Source organism: Rhodobacter sp. P1_C2 (assembly GCF_056406375.1).
Genome location: NZ_JBFUAG010000016.1, coordinates 1 through 22,976, shown reverse-complemented (window position 1 = coordinate 22,976; position 22,976 = coordinate 1). Strand labels below are relative to the sequence as shown.

Sequence of the window (22,976 nt, the reverse complement as noted above, 5' to 3'; positions counted from 1 at the left end):
TTTTCCGGCCAGAGCGGCCAGATCACACTCTGGCAGTAAATGCCGCAAGTGTCGAACCAGACCCCCGGCCCGCTTGGGAAGGGAGACGCGATAAAAATGCGCCCAGGCGCAGCAACACGGGAAAATGCCATGAAAGACAACGATGTGAAGAACTGGACCCGTCGCGATGATGCGATGGTTGAAAAGGCGCTGCGGGGCGGTGCGACGCGCCGCGACCTTCTGCGGATGTTCATGGCGGGCGGCATCAGCCTGGCGGCCGGCGGCACGATCCTCGGCCGCGCCTCGCGGGCGATGGCGGCAACGCCGGTCAAGGGCGGGCATCTGAAGGCGGCGGGCTGGTCCTCCTCGACCTCCGACACGCTCGACCCGGCCAAGGCCTCGCTCTCGACCGATTACGTCCGCTGCTGTGCGATCTACAACCGCCTGACCTTCCTGCCGGAGAACGGCGACGTGCAGATGGAACTGGCCGACAGCATCGAAAGCAAGGATTCCGTCGTCTGGACCGTCAAGCTGAAATCCGGAGTGACCTTCCATTCCGGCAAGACCCTGACCTCGGCCGATGTGGTCTTCTCGCTGATGCGTCATCTGGACGAGGCCACCGGCTCCAAGGTCCATTCCATCGCCAAGCAGATGGTCGAGATCAAGGCCGTCGACCCTTCGACCGTGCAGATCACCCTTGCGGCTGCCAATGCCGACCTGCCGACCATCCTGGCGCTGCACCACTTCATGATCGTCTCCGAAGGCACCACCGATTTCTCGAAAGGCGACGGCACCGGCGCCTTCAAGCTTGACAGTTTCGAGCCCGGCGTCCGTTCGGTCATGGCGCGCAACGAAGCCTATTTCAAAGGGCCGGTCCCGCTCGACAGCTTTGAATTCTTCGGCATCTCGGACGATTCCGCCCGGGTCAACGCGCTGATTTCCGGCGATATCCAACTGGCCGCCTCGATCAGCCCGCAATCCATGCGCCTGATCGAAAGCCAGTCCAACGTCGACATGCTGCAATCGACCGCCGGCAACTACACCAACCTCAACATGCGTCTGGACATGTCGCCCGGCGACAAGGCCGATTTCGTCGAGGGCATGAAGCTGCTTCTGGACCGCGAGACGATCCAGAAATCGGTGCTGCGCGGTCTGGCCGAGATCGGCAATGACCAACCCATCGCGCCGATGAGCCGCTATCACAACGCCGACCTCAAGCCGCGCGCCTATGACCCGGAAAAGGCCAAGGCGCTGTTCCAGAAGGCCGGTCTCCTCGGCCAGTCGATCCCGATCGTCGCCTCCGAGGCCGCCACCTCCTCGATCGAGATGGCCACCGTCGTGCAACAGGCCGGGGCCGAGATCGGCATGACCTTCGATGTGCAGCGCGTGCCGTCGGATGGTTATTGGGACAAATACTGGCTGGTGGCGCCGATCCACTTCGGCAACATCAACCCGCGGCCGACGCCGGATATCCTGTTCTCGCTGCTCTACGACACCAAGGCGCCGTGGAACGAAAGCCACTACTCCTCCGAGAAGTTCGACAAGATGCTGGTCGAGGCGCGCGGTCTGCAGGACTTCGCCAAGCGCAAGGAGATCTATGACGAAATGCAGGTCATGGTCGCCAACGAGGCGGGCACCGCGATCCCGGCCTATCTGTCGAACGTCGATGCCAAGTCGAAAAAGCTGCAGGGCCTGGTTGCCAACCCCTTGGGCGGCATGATGGGCTATGCTTTCGCCGAATATGTCTGGCTTGAGGCGTAACACAAGCCTGACCGCGGCGACCGGAAGGGATGCTCCCCCCTTCCGGTCGCCTGATTTTTGCAAGCTCGGGCTGATGGGGAAGACGAGGATGACGGCGCAGACGGTTTCCCTTGTGATGGCGCGGCTGGGCATTGCCCTGATCACGCTGGCCATCGTGTCCTTCGCGGTCTTTGCCGCGACGCAGATGCTGCCCGGCGATGTGGCGACGATCCTGCTGGGTCAGGCCGCAACGCCCGAGGCCGTGGCGGGCCTGCGCACCGCCATGCACCTCAACGACCCGGCGATCCTGCGCTATCTGCGCTGGCTTCTGGGGTTTGTTCAGGGCGATCTGGGCACCTCTTACGCCAACAACCTGCCGATTGCGTCGATGATCGCCGGGCGGCTGGCCAATACGCTGAAGCTTGCCGCGGTGACCTCGGTCGTGGCGGTGCCTTTGGCACTGTTCCTCGGGATCACCACGGCGATGTACCGCGGCTCGGTCTATGACCGGGTGATCACGATGGGCGTGGTCGCGGTGATCTCGGTGCCGGAGTTCCTGATCGCCACGCTGGCCGTCCTCACCTTCGCCGTCTGGTTGAAATGGCTGCCCGCCCTGTCCTTCACCAACGAGATCACCAGCTTCGGCGCGCTGATCAAGGTCTTCGCCATGCCGGTCATCACGCTCTGCTGCGTCATCTCGGCCCAGATGATCCGGATGACGCGTGCCGCCGTGATCGACGCGCTGAAGATGCCTTACGTCGAGATGGCGCTGCTGAAGGGCGCCTCGCGCCGCCGGATGGTGCTGCACCACGCCCTGCCGAACGCGATCGGCCCCATCGTCAACGCGGTGGCGCTGTCGCTGTCTTACCTCCTCGGCGGGGTGATCATCGTCGAGACGATCTTCAACTACCCCGGCATCGCCAAGCTGATGGTCGATGCCGTGGCCACCCGAGACCTGCCCCTGATCCAGGCCTGCGTCATGGTGTTCTGCTTTGGCTATCTGGTGCTGATCACCACCGCCGACATCATAGCCATTCTCTCGAACCCGAGGTTGCGCAAGTAATGGCCCTGTCCCTGACCCCGAAACGCCTTGGCTATCACATGCCCACCGTCGGCATCCTGGCCGCCTGCGTCGTGGCCTTCTGGGCCGTCGTCGCCGTCCTTGGCCCCTGGATCAGCCCCTATGCCCCCGGCAAGATCGTCGATTTCGACTATTTCGGCCCGATGAGCGCGAAACTCTGGTTCGGCTCGGATTACCTTGGCCGCGACATGTTCTCGCGCATCCTGCTTGGGGCGCGCTACACGGTCGGCATCTCGCTCGCCTCGGTCTGCCTGGCCTGCTTTTCCGGCGTCGTGCTGGGGATGACGGCGGCGGTGGTCGGCGGCTGGCTTGACACGGTGCTGAGCCGCACGCTGGACGCGCTCAGCTCCATCCCGTCGAAAATGTTCGGCCTTGTGATGGTGGCCGCCATCGGCTCCTCGATCCCGGTGCTGATCGTGCTTCTGGCGATCATCTACATCCCCGGCGCCTTCCGCTTTGCCCGCGCCATGGCAGTCAACATCAACACGATGGATTACGTCACCGTCGCCCGCGCGAGGGGCGAGAAGACCGGCTACCTGATCGCGCAAGAGATCCTGCCCAACATCACCGGCCCGGTGCTGGCCGACCTTGGCCTGCGCTTCGTCTTCATCGTGCTTCTGCTGTCGGGCCTGTCCTTCCTTGGCCTTGGCGTGCAGCCGCCCAATGCCGACTGGGGATCGCTGGTGCGGGAAAACATCGGCGGCCTGCCCTATGGCGCCCCTGCCGTGCTGATGCCCTGCCTTGCGATTGCCAGCCTCACCATCTCGGTCAACCTCTTGATCGACAACCTTCCCATCAAGATCCGCGACCGGAGTGTGTGATGCCCAACCTCGTCGAGATCCGTGACCTCAGGGTCCAGGCCACCAGCGATGCCGGACGCAAAATCGAAATCATCAAGGGCGTCAGCTTTGACATTGCCGAGGGCGAGATCGTCGCCCTGATCGGCGAAAGCGGATCGGGCAAGACCACCATCGCGCTGACCATGATGGGCTATGCCCGCCCTGGCTGCCGGATCATCGGCGGGCAGGTCCGGCTTTCGGGGCAGGATCTGGTCACCATGCCCGAGGCGCGCCGCCAAAGCCTGCGCGGCACCGAGGTCGCCTATATCCCGCAAAGCGCCGCCGCCGCCTTCAACCCGGCGCAGCGCCTGATCGACCAGGTGATCGAGGTGGCGCAGATCCACAAGCTGATGCCGATGGACCAGGCCCGCGCCAAGGCGGTCGACCTCTTCCGCGCCCTGGCCCTGCCCGACCCCGAAACCATCGGCCAGCGTTACCCGCATCAGGTGTCCGGCGGGCAGTTGCAGCGCGTCTCGGCGGCGATGGCGCTGATCGGCGGGCCGAAGCTGGTGATCTTCGACGAACCCACCACCGCCCTCGATGTCACCACCCAGATCGAGGTGCTCCGCGCCTTCAAATCGGTGATGAAGGCGGGCGGCATGGCGGGGGTCTATGTCAGCCATGACCTTGCCGTCGTGGCCCAGATCGCCGACCGCATCCTCGTCCTGAAGGGCGGCGAGGTGCAGGAGGAGGGCGCGACCGACCAGATCCTGCACCACGCAAACCACCCCTATACCAAGGAACTCCTCGCCGCCTTCGAGCCGGTGCCCTATGCCTCGGCCGCCCGGGCCGATACCTCGGTCAAGCTGCCGGTGCTGGAGGTGAAGGGCGTCGTGGCCGGTTACGGCCCGCTCGATGCCAAGGGGATGCCCAACAAGCTGGCGCTGCACAATGTCAGCTGCCGGCTTGACCGCGGGCAGAACCTCGGGGTGATCGGCGAAAGCGGCTCGGGCAAATCCACCCTCGCCCGCGCCATCGCGGGGCTGCTGCCGCCGGTTGCGGGCACGGTGCTGCTTGACGGTCAGACCCTCGCCCCCGCCGCCCATCTGCGCGACAAGGAACAGCTGCGCCGTCTGCAGATCGTCTTCCAGCTCGCCGATACCGCGCTGAACCCGGCCCGTTCGGTGGGCGAAATCCTCGGCCGTCCGCTGACCTTCTACCACGGCCAGAAGGGTGCCGCGCGCGACGCCGGGGTGGAGAGCCTTCTGGACATGGTCCGCCTGCCCCGCGCGATGAAGCACCGCCTGCCCGGCGAATTGTCCGGCGGGCAAAAGCAGCGCGTCAACCTCGCCCGTGCGCTGGCCGCCAAGCCCGATGTGGTCCTCTGTGACGAGATCACCTCCGCCCTCGATACCGTGGTCGCCGCCGCGATCATCGACCTGCTGAAGGAACTGCAGCGCGAGCTGCACCTGTCCTACGTCTTCATCAGCCATGACCTTTCGACGGTCCAGGCGATCTGCGACGATGTGATGGTGATGCACAATGGCGCGGTGGTCGAACGTCTGGCCGCAGCCAACCTCGCCGGCGGCGCGCAGCACCCCTATTCGCAGCTGCTTTTCGCCTCGGTCCCGAAACTGGACAGCAGCTGGCTCGATTCCGTACCCCTGCGCCAGGCAGAGTCGCAGAGCATGGTTAACGAGCTCTGATCTCCCCGCGCGTAGAGACGGAAGGAAGACCGAAGGAAGACAGCAAGAAGACCGCGCCAAAGCCCGGGTTTTGGACCTTTAAGCCAGCGTTCTGAAGGACTTGGGCAATTCACATCGGGAAGATGGTCTTCAGCGGCAGATGCGCCTTGATGAAGGGCGATTTCATCACCACGAAGCTGAAGTATTTGTCGATCCCGATGTCCATGTCGGTCAACCGCTCCATCAGGGTCTGATAATCGCCGATGCCTGCGGTGACGAACTTCAACAGATAGTCGTAACCGCCGGAAATCAGGTGACATTCGATGATCTCCTCCACCTTCTCGGCCGCCTGCTGAAAGCGGTGAAAGTCGATCTGGCGGTGGTTCTTGAGCGTCACTTCGGTGAAGACGGTGATGGTCTGGCCCAGCTTGGCAATGTCGATCTGCGCCGAATAGCCCAGGATGAACCCCGCCTGCTGCAGCTTTTTCACCCGCATCAGGCAGGGGCTTGGCGACAGATGCACCAGATCGGCCAGTTCCACATTGGTGATGCGGCCATTTTTTTGCAATTCGTGCAGGATGCGGATGTCGATCCGGTCGAGTTTCATGCGGCACCCCTTCGCAACGCCTGCGCCCATGCTACGCAGGATCTGCCGAAACCTCAACCGATTCAGCCCTCGCAGCGGGGTCTGGGCCCACAAAAACCAAAAAGTATAACGCTCTGCTTCTTGCGCGATTGTCAGCAGAAAATGCCGCATCTGGCGCGCGAGCGGTAGCCCCGCCCGGCCCGCGCGCCCTAGATTGAGGGCCAAGGAGGCCCCGATGCCCGCACCCCTTTACCACATCACCACCGCACAAAGCCTGCCCGATGCCGCCGATGTCGTGGTGATCGGCGGCGGAATCGTCGGCGTCAGCACCGCCTATTACCTGGCGCGCCGCGGCGTGAAGGTCGCTCTGGTCGAAAAGGGCCGGATCGGCGCCGAACAATCCAGCCGCAACTGGGGCTGGTGCCGCCAGCAGAACCGCGACGCCCGCGAACTGCCGATGGCGACCAAAAGCCTTGCCCTCTGGGACAAGCTGGCCGAAGAGATCGGCCTCGACCTCGGCTTTCGCCGCACCGGGTTGATGTATCTCTCCAACGACGAGGCCGAGATTGCCGGCTGGGCGCGCTGGCGCGATTTTGCGCGGGGTGAGGGTGTCGTGACCGAGATGCTCTCGGCGGCGCAGGCGACCGAGCGTGGGCGCGCCACCGGAAAGCCTTGGAAAGGCGGGGTTTTCTCGCCCACCGACGGGATTGCCGACACCCAGCGCGCCGCCCCCGTCATCGCCCTCGGGGTGGAGAAATTCGGCGGCTCGGTCCACCAGTTCTGCGCGGCGCGCGGGCTGGAGCTGGCCGGTGGCAGGGTCGCAGGCGTCGTCACCGAAGCCGGGGTGATCCGCACCCGCACGGTGGTGATGGCGGGCGGCGCCTGGGCCTCCTCCTTCTGCCGCCAGCTTGGCATCCGGTTCCCGCAGGCATCGGTGCGCGCCTCGATCCTTGCCGTGGGGCCCGGGGCGGATCTGCCCGACGCGCTCCACACCGCGCAGGTTTCGGCCACGCGGCGCGGCGACGGCGGCTATACGCTGGCGATTTCCGGCAAGGCGCGGATCGACATGACCCTGCAGCAGATGCGCTTTGCCCAAAGCTTCCTGCCGATGTTCTTCAAGCGGCGCAAATCCCTAGCCCTCGGCGGGCTGGAGGGCTTGCGCGGCGGCCACGAGACCCTGCGGCGCTGGCGGCTTGACGCGCCGACGCCGATGGAGGCCAACCGCATCCTCGACCCCGCCCCCGACCAGGCCCAGATCGCCGAGACCCTGCGCCGCGCCCGCCTGCTTTTCCCCGCGCTGGCCGATGCCAAGGTGACTGCCGCTTGGGCCGGTTACACCGACAGCACCCCAGATGGTGTGCCCGCGATCGGCGAGACTGGCGTGCCGGGGCTGATCCTCGCCGCGGGGTTCAGCGGCCATGGCTTTGGCATCGGCCCAGGGGCCGGCCATCTGATCGCGGATCTGGTCACCGGGGCGCCGCCGCTGGTGGATGCCGCCGACTATGACCCGGCCCGCTTTGCCCGATCGTCCTGGGGCAAGGTCGCCGAGTTCTGATCCCCAGCGCGGGTTCCACCACCTGCCCGAACCGTTGCTTTGCCCGGCCGCGCCGGAATTGTCAGGAAGGAGCCTGCCTTGTCCCCCCCGGTTCAGCGCGTCGTCAGCGACGCCACCCTGCCTACCCATGTCGATGTCGTCGTGATCGGCGGCGGCATCTCGGGGATCGCCGCGGCATGGGAGCTTGCACGGCGGGGCAGTTCGGTGGCGGTCGTCGAAAAGGGCGTGATCGCGGGCGAGCAGTCGAGCCGCAACTGGGGCTGGTGTCGCCAGCAGAACCGCGACGAACGCGAGCTGCCCTTGGCGATCCTGGCCCTGCGGATGTGGGACAGCCTGGCGAATGAGGCGGGCGATATGGGCTTTCGCCGCGCAGGGCTGGTCTATACCTCCAACGCGCCCGCAGATCTCGCCGCCTGGGAGGCCTGGGGTCAGATGGCCCGCGGCTATGGCGTTGACACCCGGATGATTTCCGGCGCCGAGGCTGCCGCCCTGCTGCCGCATCACGCCAGAACCTGGAAAGGCGGCGTCCATTCCCCCACCGATGGAAGGGCCGAGCCCGCCCTCGCCGTGCCCCAGATCGCCGAAGCCGCCCGCCGCCATGGTGCCAGCCTGCATCAGGGCTGCGCCGCACGCGAGATCGAGTTTTCCGCCGGGCGCGTCTCTGGCGTGATGACCGAGGCAGGGCGGATCGGCTGCGATGCCGTCCTTCTGGCCGGTGGCGCCTGGGCCGGGATGCTGTTGCGCCACCACGGGTTGAAATTCCTGCAGGCCTCGATCCAGTCCACCTCTTTCTTCACCGAGCCTGGGCCAGAGGTGATCGCGGGCGGCCATTCCACCCCGGATCTGACCCTGCGGCGGCGGCTGGATGGCGGCTATACGGTCGGCCTCAGCGGCTTTGGCAAGCTGCATCTGGCGCCGATGGGTCTGGCCCAGGCCCGCCCCTTCTGGCCCACCTTCGTCAAGCGCCGCGCCAAGCTGAGCTTCAGCCTCGGGCGCAGCTTCTGGTCTGGCCCCGACGCGCTGCGCCGCTGGACGGCGGACAGCGTCTCGCCCTTCGAGCAGAACCGCGTTTTGGACCCCGCGCCCGATGCCGCCCTGCTGCGCCGTGGATTGCGGGGCATGGCAGAGGCCTATCCCGCGCTCGCCGGTCTGAAGATCGCCAGCGCCTGGGGCGGCATGGTCGATTGCACGCCGGACGCCATTCCCGTCATCGGCCCGGTCCTGTCGCATCCGGGCCTCTTCGTCTCGGCCGGGCACACCGGGCACGGCTTTGGCACCGGCCCCGCAGCCGGGCGGCTGGCGGCAGAGTTGATCCGCGGCGATGCGCCCTCGGTCGACCCGCGCCCCTTCCGCTATGAACGGATGATCGACGGCACCGATCTGGGTGCGATGGGCATGATGTAAGGCAAGGCGCCCTAGCCAAGCGCTTGATTGACCAGCGAAAAGGTCTGCGCCGGGCCTTTGGTTACCGGCACCGACCCCAGCCCCATCCGGGTCACGGTGTCATAATGGCGGATGCCGCAGGCCACCAGAAACTCGCGGAACGGCCCTTCGGGCTGGCGGGTGTCCAGACGCAGGAACTGGCCCTGCATCGCCGCCACGAAGGGGGCGACGAGAGCGATGGCATCCGCATCCGTCTCGGCCACCACGGGGCCCACGACATGGCCGCGGCCGAACTTCCGACACAGGGCAAAGCCCGACACCTGGCCATCCCGCTCGATCACCCGACCGTCGGACTGCGCCAAAAGCCGCTCCACCACATCGGGCCGGGCCACCCCCATCGCGGCGCTGTCGAGCGCATGGATGGCGGGCCGATCCGCGTCTTGCAGCAGCCGCGTCCCGCCGGGGTTTGCGGCCAGCCCGGTCACCACGCCATTGTGCTGATAAGAGGGGCTGAGCGGCATGAACCCCAGCGAGATGTAAAGCCTGTAGGCCGCCCGCGTGGCGTTCAGCACCTTGCCGCGCGCGCCGACCTGATCGAAGATATGCCCCATCAGCCAGCGCCCGGCGCCATGTTCCTGCAAACGGGGCGAGGTGATCACCATCCCGATCGCCACATGCTCCGCCCCAAGCGGGAACCACATGGCCGAGCCGACCACCCGCCCGATCTCGTCCCGCGCGACGATGCCATGGCCAAGACCGATCACCAGCGCCCAATCCTCCGGGCGATGCGGCCAACCGACACCGATCGACAGCTCGTGCAGCTTCGGCACATCGGCCAGTTCCATCGGCGAGACCGCAAGCTCGTAGGATTCCAGCAATTTCGTAGGCGCAGCTTGCACGGCAACACTCCTCAGGCATCTTTTCGCAGTCTGCCCATCTTATCCGCGATCCACGAGCATTTCCTGCGCGTTTTGGCGACATGCTAGCAGAAGCTGCGGCAGGAATTTGCGGCACGCCCGGCAGGGGCCAAGGTGGTGGCGGTGTGCAGGAGAACCGGGACGCATCCGCCCGCATTGCCGCTGGCGCATATGGCGACCCCGGAAGGAATCGAACCCTCAACCTCGGACTTAGAAGGTCCTTGCTCTATCCAGTTGAGCTACGGGGCCGCACTGACGCTCTTTTGCGGCAGGCGCGGGTTTCACGCAAGGGTGCGCGTCATGAAAACCGACATCGGGTCCAGCACATAATCGCCGAAGGGCGGGCAATAGGTGAAACCCGCCCGTTCATAAAGCATGCGGGCCGGCAGGAACATGTCCTGCGACCCGGTCTCCAGGCTCAGGCGGGTGACGCCTGCGGCTTGGGCCGCCGTCACCAGATGCGACAGCATCCGCGAGGACAGGCCCTTGCCGCGGTGTTCGGCCAGCACATGCATCGACTTGATCTCGGCATGGCCCGGCTCGAAGACTTTGAAGGCGCCCATCGCCAGGGGCGCCCCCGCATCGCGCAGCACGAAGAAAGCCACCTCCGGCACATCCAGCGCGCCGGCATCCATCATGTGGATGCTTTCCGGCGGGGTGTCGTGGTGCATGTCCGCCGTATGGCGCGCGAAGAGATGCGCAAGATCCGGTCCGGCGGGGCTTTCCCTGGTGATCGTCTCGCTCAATTGCCACCCATCATCGGCGTGCCGTTGATCAGCAGCGAGCCCGGCTTGGAGGCGTCGATCTCCCAGACCAGCTTGCCGTCTTCCTGCTTGGCCATGCCCTGCGCCATGCCGAAGCCCATCATCGCCTGGCCCTTGATCTCGTCCGGGGCGGCCTGCAGCGCAGCTTGCAGCTTTTCGGCGCCGGTCAGGGTGACCTTGGCGGTGCCGGTCGGCACTTCGGTGTCGGGGCCGGCCACCATGGCGCCCTCATAGGTCAGCTCGTAGCCGTCGCCGGTGACAGCGCCCGGGTTCATCGTGATCGTCACGGTGCCCTTGGGCAGGAAAGCCGCCTGAACCGCCTTGTCGAACTCGGTGGTGTCGGCCATGCCGTCGGGCAGGTCAAACGCCCCCATGGCCGCCGTGGCACCCGCCGCCGCGTCGAAATCGGTGACCTGCACGTCGAAAGAGGCCTTCTGCGGCAGGATCGGCACGGCCCAGGCCGGCACCAGACCCTCGGGCAAGGTCACGCCCGACAGGGCAAAGCCCATGCGGCCCTTGCCATCGGCCACGACGCCGTTGATGTCCACGCTGGTCTTGATCTCGGCTACGCCGATCTGGCCGACCGGCGACTGGACCGAGATGTTGGTGGCGGTGCCGGTGCCCGAGACATTGCCGAAGATCGGGAACCAGTCGGTCAGCACGGTCTTCAGACCCGCCTTGTCGGCCTTCATCGCCTCTTCGCCCTGATGGGCGACGAACCAGGCGATGGCCTTGTAGGTCGCATCGGTCTTCAGCCCGGTGATGGTCATGTCCTGGCTGACGCTTTCGATCGTGTAGCTGATCGTTTGCGGCGCGCCGCCCTCGCCGGGGCTGGGCATTTCCATCGTGGAGGATTGGTTCTTGGCCACGGTCGTCATGTGCGAATCCACGCCGCCCGCCGCATTGGCCACCGACGTGCTGCTGCCCGAGATCGAATCGATCGTGTTGGTGCTGTTGGCCTGGCCGGCCTCGGCCTTGCCCATGACGGAGGAGGATTTGACGCCGGTCACCTCGAAGGTCGAGGTCGAGAAGGCCATCAGCTTTTCGTCAAAGGTGCCCTCGGATTTCACCGACTCCGCCGAAAACTCCACCGAGCCGCCCTCGGGCAGGGTCAGGCTGCCCTTCAGCGGCTGGTCTTCGGAGACGGCCCAGGTGCCATCGCCATTGTCGGTCAGGCTCATCTCGATCGGCGAAACGGTGCCTGCGATGCCTTCGTCCTTGCCCATCGCGATGAAGGGGCTGGCATCGAGCTTGACGGTATAGCTGTCGCCATCCGCCGTCACCTCGACCACACCTTCGGTGGCGCCGAGATAGGTCTGGAAGACCTGGGTCAGGTGATCGGCGCCGTCCTGGGTGGCCGGATTGGCCAGCGCGGTCGAAGCCATAAGAAGAGGAATCAGCGCAAGTGCATGCTTTTTCATGACAAACTCCGAAAAATGAAAAAGCCCCGTCGCCGGGGCCATAAAGCTCGGTAAGATCAGTGCGTCCAGACGCCCTTGCGGTTCGTCGCGAAATTCTCGCCATAGCCGCCGGGGCGGATATTGGCACGGCGGGCATGGGGGTCGATCACGTCGAAGGCGATGTCGCGCGCGCGGGCATAGTCTTCGGCGGCTTCCTTGGTGTCGAACCGCAGGCGGACCTGGCTGTCCATGTCGTCCGACGAGGTCCAGCCCATCAGCGGGTCAACTTCGCGGGCGGTGGCCGGGGCAAATTCCAGCACCCAGCCCTTGGCTTTGGCGGTGCCCGACTGCATCGCAGTCTTGGCGGGTTGGTAGATGCGCGCGCGCATGGAAAACCTCACGAGATCAGGGCTGCCTGCTATATTCCGAATATGGGGGGAAAGTGCAAGGTGCTGTCGGCTGGTTGCTGGGGTTGGGTGGGGTGTGTGGTGCGCCCAGCCGACAGTGTTTGCTGCTTGCCCCTTCAGCTTGCCCCGGAATGTTTCGCATTTCAACTGAAAGCTGCATATCTTTGGCGCAATTCCCCTAAAGTTGATCTGGCTTTCTTCACTTTGCGGCAGGAGGTCTTACCGATCGGTTAACCGCCCCCTTTAAAGGGAACAAAAACGGAATAGATTGGGGGCCGAAGGGAATCACCATGCCCCATAACAATTCCAACGCGCTCAACCCGCGTCCCGAAGTCCTCAGCCGGCCCAAGCTCGAGGGTGGGCGGCGCTTTGTCATGCAGACCCCGTTCCAGGCCGCAGGCGATCAGCCGACCGCGATTGCGGAGCTTTCCAAGGGGGTTCTGGCCGGCGATCACGACCAGGTGCTCTTGGGCGCCACCGGCACCGGCAAGACCTTCACCATGGCCAAGGTGATCGAGGAGACCCAGCGCCCGGCGATCATCCTCGCCCCGAACAAGACCCTCGCTGCCCAGCTTTATGCGGAATTCAAAGGGTTTTTCCCGGAAAACGCGGTCGAATACTTCGTCAGCTACTATGACTACTACCAGCCCGAGGCCTATGTCGCCCGCACCGACACCTTCATCGAGAAGGAAAGCCAGATCAACGAACAGATCGACCGGATGCGCCACTCGGCCACCCGTGCGCTTCTGGAGCGCGATGATGTGATCATCATCGCCTCGGTCTCCTGCATCTATGGCATCGGCTCGGTCGAGACCTATTCGGCCATGACGCAAGACCTTGTCGTGGGCCAGAACTACGACCCGCGCCGGATGATGGCGGAACTGGTGGCGCAGGCCTATCGGCGCAACGACATGGCCTTTGCGCGGGGCAGCTTCCGGGTGCGCGGCGATACGGTGGAACTTTGGCCCGCCCACCTTGAAGACCGCGCCTGGCGGTTTTCCTTCTTCGGCGAAGAGCTTGAAGCGATTATCGAATTTGACCCTTTGACCGGGGCCAAGACCGATGTCTTCAAGCAGATCCGCATCTATGCCAACTCGCACTACGTCACCCCGCGCCCGACGCTGCAACAGGCGATCAAGGGCATCAAGATCGAGCTGCAGCAGACGCTGGACCGCTTCATCGCCGAGGGCAAATTGCTCGAGGCGCAGCGGCTGGAGCAGCGCACCAATTTCGATGTCGAGATGATGGAAGCCACCGGCGCCTGCGCCGGGATCGAGAACTATTCCCGCTACCTCACGGGCCGCGCGCCGGGCGAGCCGCCGCCGACGCTGTTCGAGTTCATCCCTGACAATGCCATTGTTTTTGCAGACGAATCCCACGTCTCGGTGCCGCAGATCGGCGGCATGTACAAGGGCGACTACCGGCGCAAGTTCACCCTGGCGGAACACGGTTTCCGCCTGCCCTCCTGCATGGACAACCGGCCCCTGAAGTTCGAGGAATGGGACGCGATGCGCCCGCAATCGGTCTTCGTTTCGGCCACCCCGGCCTCGTGGGAGATGGAGCAGGCCGGCGGCGTCTTTGTCGAACAGGTGATCCGGCCCACCGGTCTGGTCGACCCGATGGTCGAAATCCGCCCGGTCGAGATGCAGGTCGATGACCTTCTGGACGAGGTGCGCCGCGTCTCGGCCGCCGGGATGCGGACGCTTGTGACGACGCTGACCAAGCGGATGGCCGAGGATCTGACCGATTACATGCACGAACAGGGCATCCGCATCCGCTATATGCACTCGGACATCGACACGCTGGAACGCATTGAAATCCTGCGGGATTTGCGGCTTGGCGCCTTCGATGTGCTGGTCGGGATCAACCTTCTGCGCGAGGGGCTCGACATTCCGGAATGCGGGTTGGTTGCGATTCTGGACGCCGACAAGGAAGGCTTCCTGCGCTCGGAAACCTCGCTGATCCAGACCATCGGACGTGCCGCGCGCAACGCCGACGGCCGGGTGATCATGTATGCCGATCGCATCACCGGCTCGATGGAGCGCGCCCTGGCGGAGACCAACCGCCGGCGTGACAAGCAGATCGCCTATAACCTCGAACACGGTATTACGCCGCAGACGGTCAAGAAGAACGTCGAGGACGTGCTGCAGGGTCTGTGGCAGGGCGATACCGATCAGGCGCGCGTCACGGCCAAGGTCGAAAAAGCCAATGTCGGCCAGAACCTTGCCGCCCATCTGGAGGCCCTGCGCCTGCAGATGCGCAAGGCCGCCGAGAACCTGGAATTCGAGGAAGCCGCCCGCCTGCGCGACGAGGTCAAGCGACTGGAAGCGGTGGAGCTCGCCGTGGCCGACGACCCCCTGGCGCGGCAGAGCGTCATCGACGAGGCGGTGGAAGAGGCGGTCTCGAAGTCGGGGCGCAGCACCGCGGGCCGGGCCGGACAGCGCGGCGGCAACAAGCGGCGGCGCTGAGGCCGCCGCGGGCCATCCCCTTGAAACGGCGCGTTAAAACGCCGCCGCGACCTCGTACATCACCGGTTCGAACCGCGAGCAGAGCGCGGCGATCCGGCGGTTTCTTTCGCGCATTTCCGGGGTGCGCAGCATCTGCATGAAATCCTCGCGCCGCTGCCATTGCGAGTAATTGGCGATCCGCGTCTGGGCGTCGTTCACATGCAGCCCGGCCGAGATGAACCCCGACTGATGGCGGATGAAGGCGTCATAGGCCGCGTTCAGCTCGTCCAGCAGGTCGGCGCAATGGCCGGGGGTGGTCTCGAAGGTGGTGATCACGGTCTGCCCGTGAAAATCGGCTGAAATCTTCGTCATGTCGGCCTCCCTTTTGTCCAGCCTAGACCCCGCAAGGGCATCGGGCAAGCTTGGCATCGGCGCCGTCAGGCCCTAGACTGAACCGGCACCCGGCGGACCGGTTTGCCACGCAGGAGAGCCAGTGATGAGAGAGCGCAAACCCTTCCTTGACGCCAATCACCCCATGTTTGCAAAGACTTGGGTGCGGGTGCTGACCACCGCCCTCCCCCTCGCCTGGGGCCTGTTCGAATTCTGGCAGGGCGAGCCGATGTGGGGCCTGATGTTCTGCGCCGCCGGGGCCTATGCCGGCTGGAAGCTTTTCATCGACAAGAGCTGAGCCGCCCACGGATCTCGCCGCTATCCCCTTGCGTCGGCAGCGGTTTGCAACCCGTCACCTGTTGCACCACCTGCAGCATCGTTTCCTTGATCTGGGGGCGTTCGGCGACGCTGGCCCAGCCGTGGCGCACCACCTCGAAGGCCGTGCCGTTGCGCCAGACGGTGTAATCGCGGCCATCGACCGCAACCTTCACACTTTGCGCCCCGATCATCTGCGGCGCGGGGCTGGCATCGCAGGCGGCCAGAAGAAGGATGAGGATTATCATGCGCATGGCGCCATATCCTCATGTGCCGGTTAATTTTCGGTTAAGAAAATCCTGCCGTCTTGCCCGCGTCTTCCTTCCGTCTTCCTTCCGTCTCTACGCCCGCCCCGGTCAGATCTGGTTAACCGGCCCGGTCTATCTTTCAGGCCGGAGGGCAAGATGACCGATCTCAAACACCAGAGCGCGACCCAGACCAGACACTACACCTATATGGCGGATGTGATGCGCCGCCTCGAATGGGACCTGCACAACACGATCGAGATGACCGGCCGCATCCCGGAGGAATGGCACCAGATCGCCCGCGCCACGCCGGAGGCTGCGGGGGTCAAGGTCAACCTGCGGCTCGATGCCGATGTGGTGAAATTCTTCAAGTCGATGGGCGAAGGTTACGGCCCGCGCATCAACACGGTGCTTAAAAGCTACATGCATGCCCGCCTCGCCGGGGTGATCAAGGGGGCCGAGACCATCGCCCATTACCGCAAGCGCGCCGAACTCCATGACGAGGGCAAGCCCGCCTTCGGGGTGACGGCGCAAAGCCTGGGCGAGGTGTGGGAGGATGACGGCCCCCCTGCCCCGGGCAAGGCCCGCGCCCGCATGGCCGAGGAGCTGCAGCGCCGTCACGCCGAAACCGGCGCGCCGGGCGACCCGAAGGACTGGTTCCGCCTGCGCTGATGCGGCTTTCACGGTCCCCGCCTCGGCAATTCTCGGCCTAGGGCCAAGGCAGGTCAGGACATTCCCGCCGCCGGCCTGCTAGGGTGGCTGCCGCCTCGCCCCGCGCGGGCCCGTTTCAAGGAGATTTCGATGCGCCTCATCCTGCCGCTGCTGTGCCTGACCGCCCTGATCGCCACCGCCGGTTGCCAAACCATCGCCGGTGCCGGACGGGACCTGTCCTCGGCCGGCCACGCCGTCACGACGGAGGCGCAGAAGGCCGCGAACTGAGGCAGCTTGGGTTTTGGCGTGGGGGCCGGTGCGTGAGATCACGCACCCGCCCTGTTAAGTCTGGCCCTGTTACATCTGGTCTTGCGCCTGATCGGCGCTTTGGGTGACGGTTTGCCCGGCGCCCTGAAGATCACGCCCGGCCCCCTTCATGGTCTCGCAAGCGGACAGGGCCAGGATGGCAAGAAGGGCGATGACGGGGGTGGTGCGACGCAGGGACATGGGAGACTCCTTTGAATGACAGGGGTCAACGCGGGGCCCGGCAAAGGGTTCCGCAGGCGAGGCGCTTTCGGCGGGGATCGGCCGGGGGCGCCAGACCTTGCACCCAACGGCCGCTTGCGGCAGCGGAGTCCGGGGCGACCAGGGGCCGATCAGGGGACCTGCCGGGGGCAGGTCACCCGGCCCCTTGGCCGGAGGCTGAAAGCCGGAGGCCAAGAGGGGTTGTGCCGCAAGCCGGAGAGATGGAAATCGGGGCGCGCCTGCCTGGGCTGGCGCAACGCGCCTGCCGGGGGCAGGCAGGCGCGGCCCGATTTGACGCGGGTCAAATCGGGCAAAGAACGAATGCAATCGCAGCGGTGCTCGAAACCAGCTTGAACCCTATAGCTTAATGAGGTTGATCAACTTATCAATTTCAGACCATCTTCTAACGATTCCAAAATCATTTAGCCAGTCTATTAAGGAGAGATAGCTGTCTGTGGTCAGCGAACGCGCCGATCCATCCTTAGCCGTTCTGTTTACTACAAAGAATTGATCGCGCTTCCCGTACTCGTATTTCGCTGAGTCAAGTTCAAACTCTGATTTCTTATTCATGGGAACATGTTTCGCAACGGAAACTGAGTTCGGAGTGGGAAGACTTATCCAGTCGGCTACCTCCGCGAGCCGGATCCGGTGCGCAACATCTGCAGAAAAAACCAACTCCTCTCTCGTCCGGCCAAATTCATACTTGAGCACACCGCGTGATCGAGTTTCTCGAATCACTTCGAAAGCCGGGTAGATGTCTGAATCAGAAGTAAGAATTTCGATTTCGTCGGCAATTCCAGTTAGCGCATACTTTACCGCGTCTACCGCAATCCAAGTATCGACACCCTTCTGCTCCAATACTTCGCTTGCATCCCTCCTGCGCCCCTCAGTTTTCAGGCGAGTTATTCCGTCTTTAACCTGCATGTTGGGGTGGGCGCGCATCGTGTTGAGAAACCCCAGCTTCTTGGCCTCGATTTCATCAAATTCTACTTCAGTCTGCTTTGCCTTCTTTATCGGGAGAGCATCATAATAGACTGTTCTATACGACGAACCGCAGAGTGCTTGAAGATTTAGCTCAAAGCTCTCAGCGCCAATTAGTTTGCACGCATCCATGCAAACTCCATATAAGAAGGGACCGTCAATCAGTCGATAAATGGAGTGCGCCACAACAATTCTTCCCGCAGAGGACCGGCCTATGCCCAATCCTAACCCAAGACCAAGCATCACCCATCCATCTTCAGCGCCGAAATGAACGCCTCCTGCGGGATCTCGACCTTCCCGAACTGGCGCATCCGCTTCTTGCCCTCTTTCTGCTTCTCCAGCAGCTTCTTCTTGCGGCTCGCGTCGCCGCCATAGCATTTGGCGGTCACGTCCTTGCGCATCGCACTCAGCGTCTCGCGCGCGATGACGCGGGAGCCGATGGCGGCCTGGATCGGGATCTTGAACATGTGGCGGGGGATCAGCTCTTTCAGCTTTTCCACCATGGCGCGGCCGCGCATCTCGGCCCGGTCGCGGTGGACCATCATCGACAGGGCGTCGACCGGCTCGTCATTGACCAGGATCGACATCTTGACGAGGAAATCCTCGCGGTATTCCGACAGGACATAGTCGAAGCTGGCATAGCCCTGGGAGACCGATTTCAGCCGGTCGTAGAAGTCGAAGACCACCTCGGCCAGCGGCAGGTCGTAGACCACCATCGCGCGGTTGCCGGCATAGGAGAGGTCAAGCTGGATGCCGCGGCGGTCCTGGCAGAGCTTCAGGATATCGCCGAGATAGGTGTCGGGGACGAGGATCGTGGCCTTGATCCGCGGCTCCTCGATATGGTCGACGAAGGTGAGGTCGGGCATGTCGGCGGGGTTGTGCAGATCGCGCACCTCGCCGTCCTTCATGTAGAGGTGGAAGACCACCGAGGGCGCGGTGGTGATGAGGTCGAGGTTGTACTCGCGCTCCAGCCGGTCGCGGATGACTTCGAGGTGGAGGAGGCCGAGGAAGCCGCAGCGGAAGCCGAAGCCGAGGGCGGCGGAGGTTTCCATCTCGGTCGAGAAGGAGGCGTCGTTGAGGGACAGCTTCTCGATCGCCTCGCGCAGGTCTTCGAACTGGGCGGCGTCGACCGGGAAGAGGCCGCAGAAGACCACGGGTTGCGCCGGTTTGAAGCCGGGCAGCGGTTCGGTGCAGCCCTTGCGTTCGTGGGTGACGGTGTCACCGACGCGGGTGTCGCGGACCTGCTTGATCTGGGCGGTGAAGATGCCGATCTCGCCGGGCCCAAGCTCGGCGATGTCGACCATCTGGGGTTTGAGGACCGCAAGCTTTTCGATGCCATAGACGGCATTGGTCTGCATCATCCTTATCCGGTCGCCCTTCTTGACCACGCCGTCCATGACGCGGATCATGGTGACGACGCCGAGGTAGGCGTCATACCAGCTGTCGACCAGCATGGCCTTCAGGGGCGCGTCGCGGTCGCCCTTCGGCGGCGGCAGGCGGGTGACGATGGCCTCCAGCACATCGGGGATGCCGAGGCCGGATTTGGCGGAGATTTCGATGGCATCCGAAGCGTCGAGGCCGATCACATCCTCGATCTGCTGCTTGACCCGCTCGGGCTCGGCGGCGGGGAGGTCGATCTTGTTCAGGACGGGAACGATCTCGTGCCCGGCATCAAGGGCCTGATAGACGTTGGCGAGGGTCTGCGCCTCGACCCCTTGGGAGGCGTCGACCACCAAGAGCGAGCCTTCGACCGCGCGCATCGAGCGGGAGACCTCATAGCCGAAGTCGACGTGGCCGGGGGTGTCGATCAGGTTCAGGACATAGGTCTTGCCGTCCTTGGCCTTGTAATCGATCCGCACCGTGTTGGCCTTGATCGTGATGCCGCGCTCGCGCTCGATATCCATGCTGTCCAGCAGCTGGGCCTTCATGTCGCGGTCCTTGACCGTGCCGGTTGACTGGATCAACCGGTCGGCGAGGGTGGATTTGCCGTGGTCGATATGGGCCACGATGGAGAAGTTGCGGATGAGGTCAAGCTGGGTCATGCGCAAGCCTATAGCCGGAAGCGCAAGGGCGGGAAAGGGGGCATGCGGGCGGTTTTCGCCCTGAAAAACCGGGGTTCCGCCGCCCTGCCCTAGGCTGCGGGCCAGGCCTGCATCGCCATGTCCACCACGCGGTCGAGCGCCTCGGTCGGCGTGCCGGCCTGGGCCATCGAGGCGATGCCGAAGAGGGTGGCCTCGATGAAATCGCCGAAGGCCCGGGCGTCGGCGGTTTTGGGGAACTGACCCTCGGCCACGGCGCGCGCGATGCGGCCCTCCACCGCCCTGCGCGAGGCGCTGGCGAGGGATTTCATCTCTGCCGCGACCCCCTCGGGCAGATCATCGCTGCCGGTGGCGGCCATGTTGGTCATCAAAAGGCACCCGGCCGGCAGATCGGGCCGCGCCATCCGGCGAATCGCGGCGCGCAGATAGCCGCGCAGCGCGGCTTTCGCCTCGGGTTCCTCTTCCATCGCGCGGATCGGCGGGGCGACGTAAAGCTGGTTGTAGCGGTCGAGCGCGGTCAGAAACAGCGCCTCCTTGTTGCCGAAGGCGCCGTAGAGGCTGGGCTTGTTCAGCCCCGTCGCCGCGCAGAGATCGACGAGGGACGTGCCCAGAAACCCTTGTTTCCAAAAGACATCCAGCACGCAATTCAGCGTGGTCTCATCATCGAAGGAACGGGGGCGACCCCGGGGCGCGGACATGGCGTGCTCTTTTTCCTGCACAGCGCGGGCTGCGCTGTTGACTATATCTGTACCGATCGGTATTAATTACCGCCTGGTACAGATATAGCGCACAACAGGGCGCGGGAAAAGGACTGACGATGAGCAAACTTCAGGACAAGCGTGTGCTGATCACGGGCGGCACCACCGGGATCGGGCTGGAGACGGCAAGGCTGTTCCTCGCCGAGGGCGCCAAGGTCGCCATCACCGGGCAATCGGCGGCGCGGGTGGCGGCGGCGGGGCATGAACTGGGCGCGGATGTGCTGGCCCTGCGGGCCGATGTCACCTCGCGCGCCGAGATGGCGGCGGCGGTGGCCCAGGTGGCGGCGGCCTTCGGCGGCCTCGACGTGGTCTTTGCCAATGCCGGCGTGGCCCCACTGGCGCCACTGGAAGCGATTGACGATGTGCATCTGGCCGGGCTTCTGGGCATCAACATCAACGGCGTGGTGATTACCGTGCAGACCGCGCTGCCGCATCTGAGCGAGGGGGCCTCGGTCATCCTCACCGGCTCGGCCGTGTCGGACAAGGCGCTGCCGGGTGGCAGCATCTATGCCGCGACCAAGGCGGCGGTGCGCTCGCTGGCGCGGAGCTGGACGCTGGAGTTGGCGCCGCGCGGCATCAGGGTCAATGTCCTGTCGCCGGGCATGACCGAGACGCCGATCTTCGGCAAGATGGGGATGCCGGATGCGGCGGTGGCGGGATTTGTCAGCCAGATCCCGGCGGGCCGTGCGGCCCAGCCCTCCGAGATGGCGCAGGCGGCGCTTTACCTCGCCAGCGGGGAATCGGCCTATATGCGGGCCGGCAATCTGGTGGTGGATGGCGGCTGGTCCGCGGTCTGAAACGGGGCGGCGAGGTGGCTTCGTCCCCCCGCCCCTCCCCAAGCTCTAGGGGTCATCCGTCACGGTGCCACAGTTTGTGGGGCGCCATGGTGGGGCGCCAGCGAAAACCCGCACAAACCCCTGCCAGGGTTGAAAAATCCCTTTCGAATCGGTACCATGCTTGCAACAAAAACCACTGAGGCGGGGTTCTCCCGACCTTGCGGCAAGAGGCAGTATGATGCGCAAGTTGCTTTTCGGGGCCGGTTTTGCCGCCCTTTCGCTGTTTTGCATGGCCGGGGTTGCCTCGGCCGGGCCGATCGAGAACGCCTGCATGAAGTCGAACCGCAGCTCGGGCAACCGCTCGCTGTGCAGCTGCATCCAGCAGGTGGCGGATGTCACGCTGGGCGGGTCGGATCAGCGGCTGGCGGCGACCTTCTTCAAGGACCCCGACAAGGCGCAGAAGGTCCGCATGTCGCGCTCGGCCCAGGATGATGCCTTCTGGAGCCGCTATGTGACCTTCGGCAACCAGGCCAAGCAGGCCTGCGCCGGCTGAGGCCTAGCCGAATTTCACCACCGGAAGGGCGAGCCCCGGCGGACAGTCGGGGGCGGGTTCCGGCGTGCCCAGCGTGGTGGTGAGCGGCACGATCCCGGCCCAGACCGGCCAGGCGCGGTCTTCGGGCGGATCATCCGGCATGCCGTCGCCGATCTTGGCCGAGGCTTCGTCGATTACCATGGTCAGGACGGCGGTGGCCTTCAGCTCCTGCCGGGTCATCGGGCGCAGCTGGGGCCAGCGGCCGGGAAAGAGCTGGTCCATCATGGCCTTGAGATGGCTTTCCTTTTCCTCCGGGTCCGTCACGACATGGGCGGTGCCGAACAGCATGGCCGAGCGGAAGTTGACCGAATGCTCGAACCCCGAACGGGCCAGCACCAGGGCGTCGGTCAGGGTGACGGTCAGGCAGACCGGGCTGCCGTCGATGGCGCGCAGAAAGCGGCTGGCGGCAGAGCCATGCCAGAAGACGCGGTCACCGACCCGCCATTGCAGCGTGGGCGTGACATGGGGCGCGCCCTGCACCACATAGCCGACATGGGCCACCGGGCAGGCATCGAGGATGGCGTCGATCGTCGCCCGGTCATGGGCGGCCTTTTCGGACATCCGGCGCAGGCGGGTGCGGTCGGTCGGGGCGGCTTGCTGGGTCATCGGTCCTCCGGCGGGGCGCGAATTTTCGGCGAAAATTCGGGGGAAGGCTGCGAATTTTCTGCGAAAATTCGGAAGGGCGGGGGCGAATTTTCTGCGAAAATTCAGGTGGGACGGTGGGGTCCTGCGGGAATTTTCGCAGAGGGTCTTGACTAGCAGAGGGGGTTTTTCCGGCAGATTTCGAGGAGAAGCCGGGTGAGATCCTCGCCCCGATTGTTGTACCTGAACTCGCACTCCTTCAAGTGCAGAGAAAAGGTGGCGGGGCTGATGCCGCGGAACCTGGCGAGGCGGGTCTTGGCATAGCCCCAGAAGGCCTCGATGCCATTGATATGGACTTCGCCACGCACGAATTCGTCGCGGCCATGGTCGACGCGGACA

The 22,976-nt window shown here is 64.7% G+C and carries 24 protein-coding genes, 1 tRNA gene and 1 pseudogene; 12 read left to right on the top strand and 14 right to left on the bottom strand.

Translation table 11 applies throughout. The features are described from left to right. Positions 1 to 129 precede the first annotated feature (129 nt). The 4 genes from AC1DZT_RS21800 (at position 130) to AC1DZT_RS21785 (ending at position 5,285) form a co-directional block, all read left to right on the top strand. Positions 130 to 1,740, top strand: coding sequence for an ABC transporter substrate-binding protein (locus AC1DZT_RS21800; protein WP_478008757.1), 1,611 nt, complete (start codon positions 130 to 132; stop codon positions 1,738 to 1,740). Positions 1,741 to 1,828: 88 nt separating this feature from the next. Further along, positions 1,829 to 2,782, top strand: coding sequence for an ABC transporter permease (locus AC1DZT_RS21795; protein ID WP_478008756.1), 954 nt, complete (start codon positions 1,829 to 1,831; stop codon positions 2,780 to 2,782). Then, positions 2,782 to 3,621, top strand: a complete 840-nt coding sequence (locus tag AC1DZT_RS21790) for an ABC transporter permease (protein ID WP_478008755.1) — start codon at positions 2,782 to 2,784, stop codon at positions 3,619 to 3,621. The genes AC1DZT_RS21795 and AC1DZT_RS21790 overlap by 1 nt, the downstream gene beginning before the upstream one ends. Next, the gene (locus AC1DZT_RS21785; RefSeq protein ID WP_478008754.1) at positions 3,621 to 5,285 is read left to right on the top strand and encodes an ABC transporter ATP-binding protein; all 1,665 of its coding nucleotides are present in this window, start codon (positions 3,621 to 3,623) and stop codon (positions 5,283 to 5,285) included. The genes AC1DZT_RS21790 and AC1DZT_RS21785 overlap by 1 nt, the downstream gene beginning before the upstream one ends. A 109-nt stretch (positions 5,286 to 5,394) precedes the next feature. Here AC1DZT_RS21785 and AC1DZT_RS21780 read toward each other — a convergent pair whose 3' ends face one another. After that, complete coding sequence (locus AC1DZT_RS21780) at positions 5,395 to 5,871, bottom strand: Lrp/AsnC family transcriptional regulator (protein WP_478008753.1); 477 nt, start codon at positions 5,869 to 5,871, stop codon at positions 5,395 to 5,397. Between the two features lie 214 nt (positions 5,872 to 6,085). On the opposite strand from AC1DZT_RS21780, the gene AC1DZT_RS21775 reads away from it, so the two are divergent. Together AC1DZT_RS21775 and AC1DZT_RS21770 are read left to right on the top strand one after the other, a co-directional pair. Next, positions 6,086 to 7,405, top strand: coding sequence for an NAD(P)/FAD-dependent oxidoreductase (locus tag AC1DZT_RS21775; protein WP_478008752.1), 1,320 nt, complete (start codon positions 6,086 to 6,088; stop codon positions 7,403 to 7,405). A gap of 78 nt (positions 7,406 to 7,483) precedes the next feature. Continuing rightward, on the top strand, positions 7,484 to 8,809 hold the full coding sequence (locus AC1DZT_RS21770; RefSeq protein WP_478008751.1) for an NAD(P)/FAD-dependent oxidoreductase: 1,326 nt from the start codon (positions 7,484 to 7,486) through the stop codon (positions 8,807 to 8,809). An 11-nt stretch (positions 8,810 to 8,820) separates the two neighbouring features. On the opposite strand, the gene AC1DZT_RS21765 is transcribed toward AC1DZT_RS21770, so the two are convergent. From AC1DZT_RS21765 to AC1DZT_RS21745, 5 genes are all read right to left on the bottom strand, one after another. Further along, positions 8,821 to 9,687, bottom strand: a complete 867-nt coding sequence (locus AC1DZT_RS21765) for a GNAT family N-acetyltransferase (protein ID WP_478008750.1) — start codon at positions 9,685 to 9,687, stop codon at positions 8,821 to 8,823. A gap of 190 nt (positions 9,688 to 9,877) precedes the next feature. Beyond that, a tRNA-Arg gene (locus tag AC1DZT_RS21760) sits at positions 9,878 to 9,954 on the bottom strand. A gap of 32 nt (positions 9,955 to 9,986) precedes the next feature. Next, positions 9,987 to 10,451 carry a GNAT family N-acetyltransferase gene (locus tag AC1DZT_RS21755; protein ID WP_478008749.1) on the bottom strand — a complete coding sequence of 155 codons (465 nt, stop codon included), beginning with the start codon at positions 10,449 to 10,451 and terminating at the stop codon, positions 9,987 to 9,989. Further along, positions 10,448 to 11,890, bottom strand: a complete 1,443-nt coding sequence (locus AC1DZT_RS21750) for a hypothetical protein (protein ID WP_478008748.1) — start codon at positions 11,888 to 11,890, stop codon at positions 10,448 to 10,450. Before AC1DZT_RS21750 ends, AC1DZT_RS21755 begins: the two co-directional genes overlap by 4 nt. A 56-nt stretch (positions 11,891 to 11,946) precedes the next feature. Next, positions 11,947 to 12,258: an ETC complex I subunit gene (locus AC1DZT_RS21745; protein WP_478008747.1), complete on the bottom strand. Its 312-nt coding sequence runs from the start codon at positions 12,256 to 12,258 to the stop codon at positions 11,947 to 11,949. A 308-nt stretch (positions 12,259 to 12,566) separates the two neighbouring features. On the opposite strand from AC1DZT_RS21745, the gene uvrB reads away from it, so the two are divergent. After that, entirely contained in the window at positions 12,567 to 14,744 is a 2,178-nt protein-coding gene (gene uvrB / locus AC1DZT_RS21740) for an excinuclease ABC subunit UvrB (protein WP_478008746.1), read from the top strand. A gap of 33 nt (positions 14,745 to 14,777) precedes the next feature. Here uvrB and AC1DZT_RS21735 read toward each other — a convergent pair whose 3' ends face one another. After that, complete coding sequence (locus tag AC1DZT_RS21735; protein WP_478008745.1) at positions 14,778 to 15,095, bottom strand: antibiotic biosynthesis monooxygenase family protein; 318 nt, start codon at positions 15,093 to 15,095, stop codon at positions 14,778 to 14,780. Between the two features lie 124 nt (positions 15,096 to 15,219). Here AC1DZT_RS21735 and AC1DZT_RS21730 point away from each other — a divergent pair, with 124 nt between their 5' ends. Continuing rightward, complete coding sequence (locus tag AC1DZT_RS21730; RefSeq protein WP_478008744.1) at positions 15,220 to 15,411, top strand: DUF3329 domain-containing protein; 192 nt, start codon at positions 15,220 to 15,222, stop codon at positions 15,409 to 15,411. Here the strand turns inward: AC1DZT_RS21730 and AC1DZT_RS21725 are convergent. Continuing rightward, entirely contained in the window at positions 15,395 to 15,682 is a 288-nt protein-coding gene (locus AC1DZT_RS21725; RefSeq protein WP_478008743.1) for a hypothetical protein, read from the bottom strand. The two genes, AC1DZT_RS21730 and AC1DZT_RS21725, sit on opposite strands and share 17 nt — an antisense overlap. Before the next feature lie 150 nt (positions 15,683 to 15,832). Between AC1DZT_RS21725 and AC1DZT_RS21720 the strand changes: the two genes are divergently transcribed. Together AC1DZT_RS21720 and AC1DZT_RS21715 are read left to right on the top strand one after the other, a co-directional pair. Further along, positions 15,833 to 16,345: a BrnA antitoxin family protein gene (locus AC1DZT_RS21720; RefSeq protein ID WP_478008742.1), complete on the top strand. Its 513-nt coding sequence runs from the start codon at positions 15,833 to 15,835 to the stop codon at positions 16,343 to 16,345. Positions 16,346 to 16,474: 129 nt separating this feature from the next. Then, positions 16,475 to 16,612 carry an entericidin A/B family lipoprotein gene (locus AC1DZT_RS21715; RefSeq protein WP_478008741.1) on the top strand — a complete coding sequence of 46 codons (138 nt, stop codon included), beginning with the start codon at positions 16,475 to 16,477 and terminating at the stop codon, positions 16,610 to 16,612. Positions 16,613 to 16,681: 69 nt separating this feature from the next. Here AC1DZT_RS21715 and AC1DZT_RS21710 read toward each other — a convergent pair whose 3' ends face one another. The 4 genes from AC1DZT_RS21710 to AC1DZT_RS21695 form a co-directional block, all read right to left on the bottom strand. Next, positions 16,682 to 16,831 carry an entericidin A/B family lipoprotein gene (locus AC1DZT_RS21710; RefSeq protein ID WP_478008740.1) on the bottom strand — a complete coding sequence of 50 codons (150 nt, stop codon included), beginning with the start codon at positions 16,829 to 16,831 and terminating at the stop codon, positions 16,682 to 16,684. Positions 16,832 to 17,206: 375 nt separating this feature from the next. Then, the gene (locus AC1DZT_RS21705) at positions 17,207 to 17,962 is read right to left on the bottom strand and encodes a PIN domain-containing protein (protein WP_478008739.1); all 756 of its coding nucleotides are present in this window, start codon (positions 17,960 to 17,962) and stop codon (positions 17,207 to 17,209) included. A 110-nt stretch (positions 17,963 to 18,072) separates the two neighbouring features. After that, on the bottom strand, positions 18,073 to 19,872 hold the full coding sequence (lepA, locus tag AC1DZT_RS21700) for a translation elongation factor 4 (RefSeq protein WP_478008738.1): 1,800 nt from the start codon (positions 19,870 to 19,872) through the stop codon (positions 18,073 to 18,075). A gap of 89 nt (positions 19,873 to 19,961) precedes the next feature. After that, positions 19,962 to 20,567 (bottom strand): TetR/AcrR family transcriptional regulator, encoded by a 606-nt coding sequence (locus AC1DZT_RS21695; protein WP_478008737.1) that lies wholly within the window; start codon positions 20,565 to 20,567, stop codon positions 19,962 to 19,964. 119 nt (positions 20,568 to 20,686) lie between these two features. Here AC1DZT_RS21695 and AC1DZT_RS21690 point away from each other — a divergent pair, with 119 nt between their 5' ends. Both AC1DZT_RS21690 and AC1DZT_RS21685 read left to right on the top strand, forming a co-directional pair. Beyond that, the gene (locus AC1DZT_RS21690; protein WP_478008736.1) at positions 20,687 to 21,424 is read left to right on the top strand and encodes an SDR family oxidoreductase; all 738 of its coding nucleotides are present in this window, start codon (positions 20,687 to 20,689) and stop codon (positions 21,422 to 21,424) included. 214 nt (positions 21,425 to 21,638) lie between these two features. Further along, positions 21,639 to 21,956, top strand: coding sequence for a hypothetical protein (locus AC1DZT_RS21685; protein ID WP_478008735.1), 318 nt, complete (start codon positions 21,639 to 21,641; stop codon positions 21,954 to 21,956). Between the two features lie 3 nt (positions 21,957 to 21,959). On the opposite strand, the gene AC1DZT_RS21680 is transcribed toward AC1DZT_RS21685, so the two are convergent. Together AC1DZT_RS21680 and AC1DZT_RS21675 are read right to left on the bottom strand one after the other, a co-directional pair. Further along, positions 21,960 to 22,601, bottom strand: coding sequence for a pyridoxamine 5'-phosphate oxidase family protein (locus tag AC1DZT_RS21680; RefSeq protein ID WP_478008734.1), 642 nt, complete (start codon positions 22,599 to 22,601; stop codon positions 21,960 to 21,962). 149 nt (positions 22,602 to 22,750) lie between these two features. Further along, positions 22,751 to 22,976 (bottom strand): annotated as a pseudogene (locus AC1DZT_RS21675) (IS1595 family transposase); the annotation flags it as partial.

Coding starts and splice junctions, on each gene's coding strand:
- AC1DZT_RS21795 (WP_478008756.1), top strand. CDS start 1,829: ATGACGGCGCAGACGGTTTCCCTTGTGATGGCGCGGCTGGGCATTGCC.
- AC1DZT_RS21790 (WP_478008755.1), top strand. CDS start 2,782: ATGGCCCTGTCCCTGACCCCGAAACGCCTTGGCTATCACATGCCCACC.
- AC1DZT_RS21710 (WP_478008740.1), bottom strand. CDS start 16,831: ATGTCCCTGCGTCGCACCACCCCCGTCATCGCCCTTCTTGCCATCCTG.
- AC1DZT_RS21730 (WP_478008744.1), top strand. CDS start 15,220: ATGAGAGAGCGCAAACCCTTCCTTGACGCCAATCACCCCATGTTTGCA.
- AC1DZT_RS21685 (WP_478008735.1), top strand. CDS start 21,639: ATGATGCGCAAGTTGCTTTTCGGGGCCGGTTTTGCCGCCCTTTCGCTG.
- AC1DZT_RS21800 (WP_478008757.1), top strand. CDS start 130: ATGAAAGACAACGATGTGAAGAACTGGACCCGTCGCGATGATGCGATG.
- AC1DZT_RS21680 (WP_478008734.1), bottom strand. CDS start 22,601: ATGACCCAGCAAGCCGCCCCGACCGACCGCACCCGCCTGCGCCGGATG.
- AC1DZT_RS21695 (WP_478008737.1), bottom strand. CDS start 20,567: ATGTCCGCGCCCCGGGGTCGCCCCCGTTCCTTCGATGATGAGACCACG.
- AC1DZT_RS21715 (WP_478008741.1), top strand. CDS start 16,475: ATGCGCCTCATCCTGCCGCTGCTGTGCCTGACCGCCCTGATCGCCACC.
- AC1DZT_RS21690 (WP_478008736.1), top strand. CDS start 20,687: ATGAGCAAACTTCAGGACAAGCGTGTGCTGATCACGGGCGGCACCACC.
- AC1DZT_RS21735 (WP_478008745.1), bottom strand. CDS start 15,095: ATGACGAAGATTTCAGCCGATTTTCACGGGCAGACCGTGATCACCACC.
- AC1DZT_RS21775 (WP_478008752.1), top strand. CDS start 6,086: ATGCCCGCACCCCTTTACCACATCACCACCGCACAAAGCCTGCCCGAT.
- AC1DZT_RS21750 (WP_478008748.1), bottom strand. CDS start 11,890: ATGAAAAAGCATGCACTTGCGCTGATTCCTCTTCTTATGGCTTCGACC.
- AC1DZT_RS21720 (WP_478008742.1), top strand. CDS start 15,833: ATGACCGATCTCAAACACCAGAGCGCGACCCAGACCAGACACTACACC.
- lepA (WP_478008738.1), bottom strand. CDS start 19,872: ATGACCCAGCTTGACCTCATCCGCAACTTCTCCATCGTGGCCCATATC.
- AC1DZT_RS21725 (WP_478008743.1), bottom strand. CDS start 15,682: ATGCGCATGATAATCCTCATCCTTCTTCTGGCCGCCTGCGATGCCAGC.
- AC1DZT_RS21705 (WP_478008739.1), bottom strand. CDS start 17,962: ATGGATGCGTGCAAACTAATTGGCGCTGAGAGCTTTGAGCTAAATCTT.
- AC1DZT_RS21785 (WP_478008754.1), top strand. CDS start 3,621: ATGCCCAACCTCGTCGAGATCCGTGACCTCAGGGTCCAGGCCACCAGC.
- AC1DZT_RS21780 (WP_478008753.1), bottom strand. CDS start 5,871: ATGAAACTCGACCGGATCGACATCCGCATCCTGCACGAATTGCAAAAA.
- AC1DZT_RS21745 (WP_478008747.1), bottom strand. CDS start 12,258: ATGCGCGCGCGCATCTACCAACCCGCCAAGACTGCGATGCAGTCGGGC.
- uvrB (WP_478008746.1), top strand. CDS start 12,567: ATGCCCCATAACAATTCCAACGCGCTCAACCCGCGTCCCGAAGTCCTC.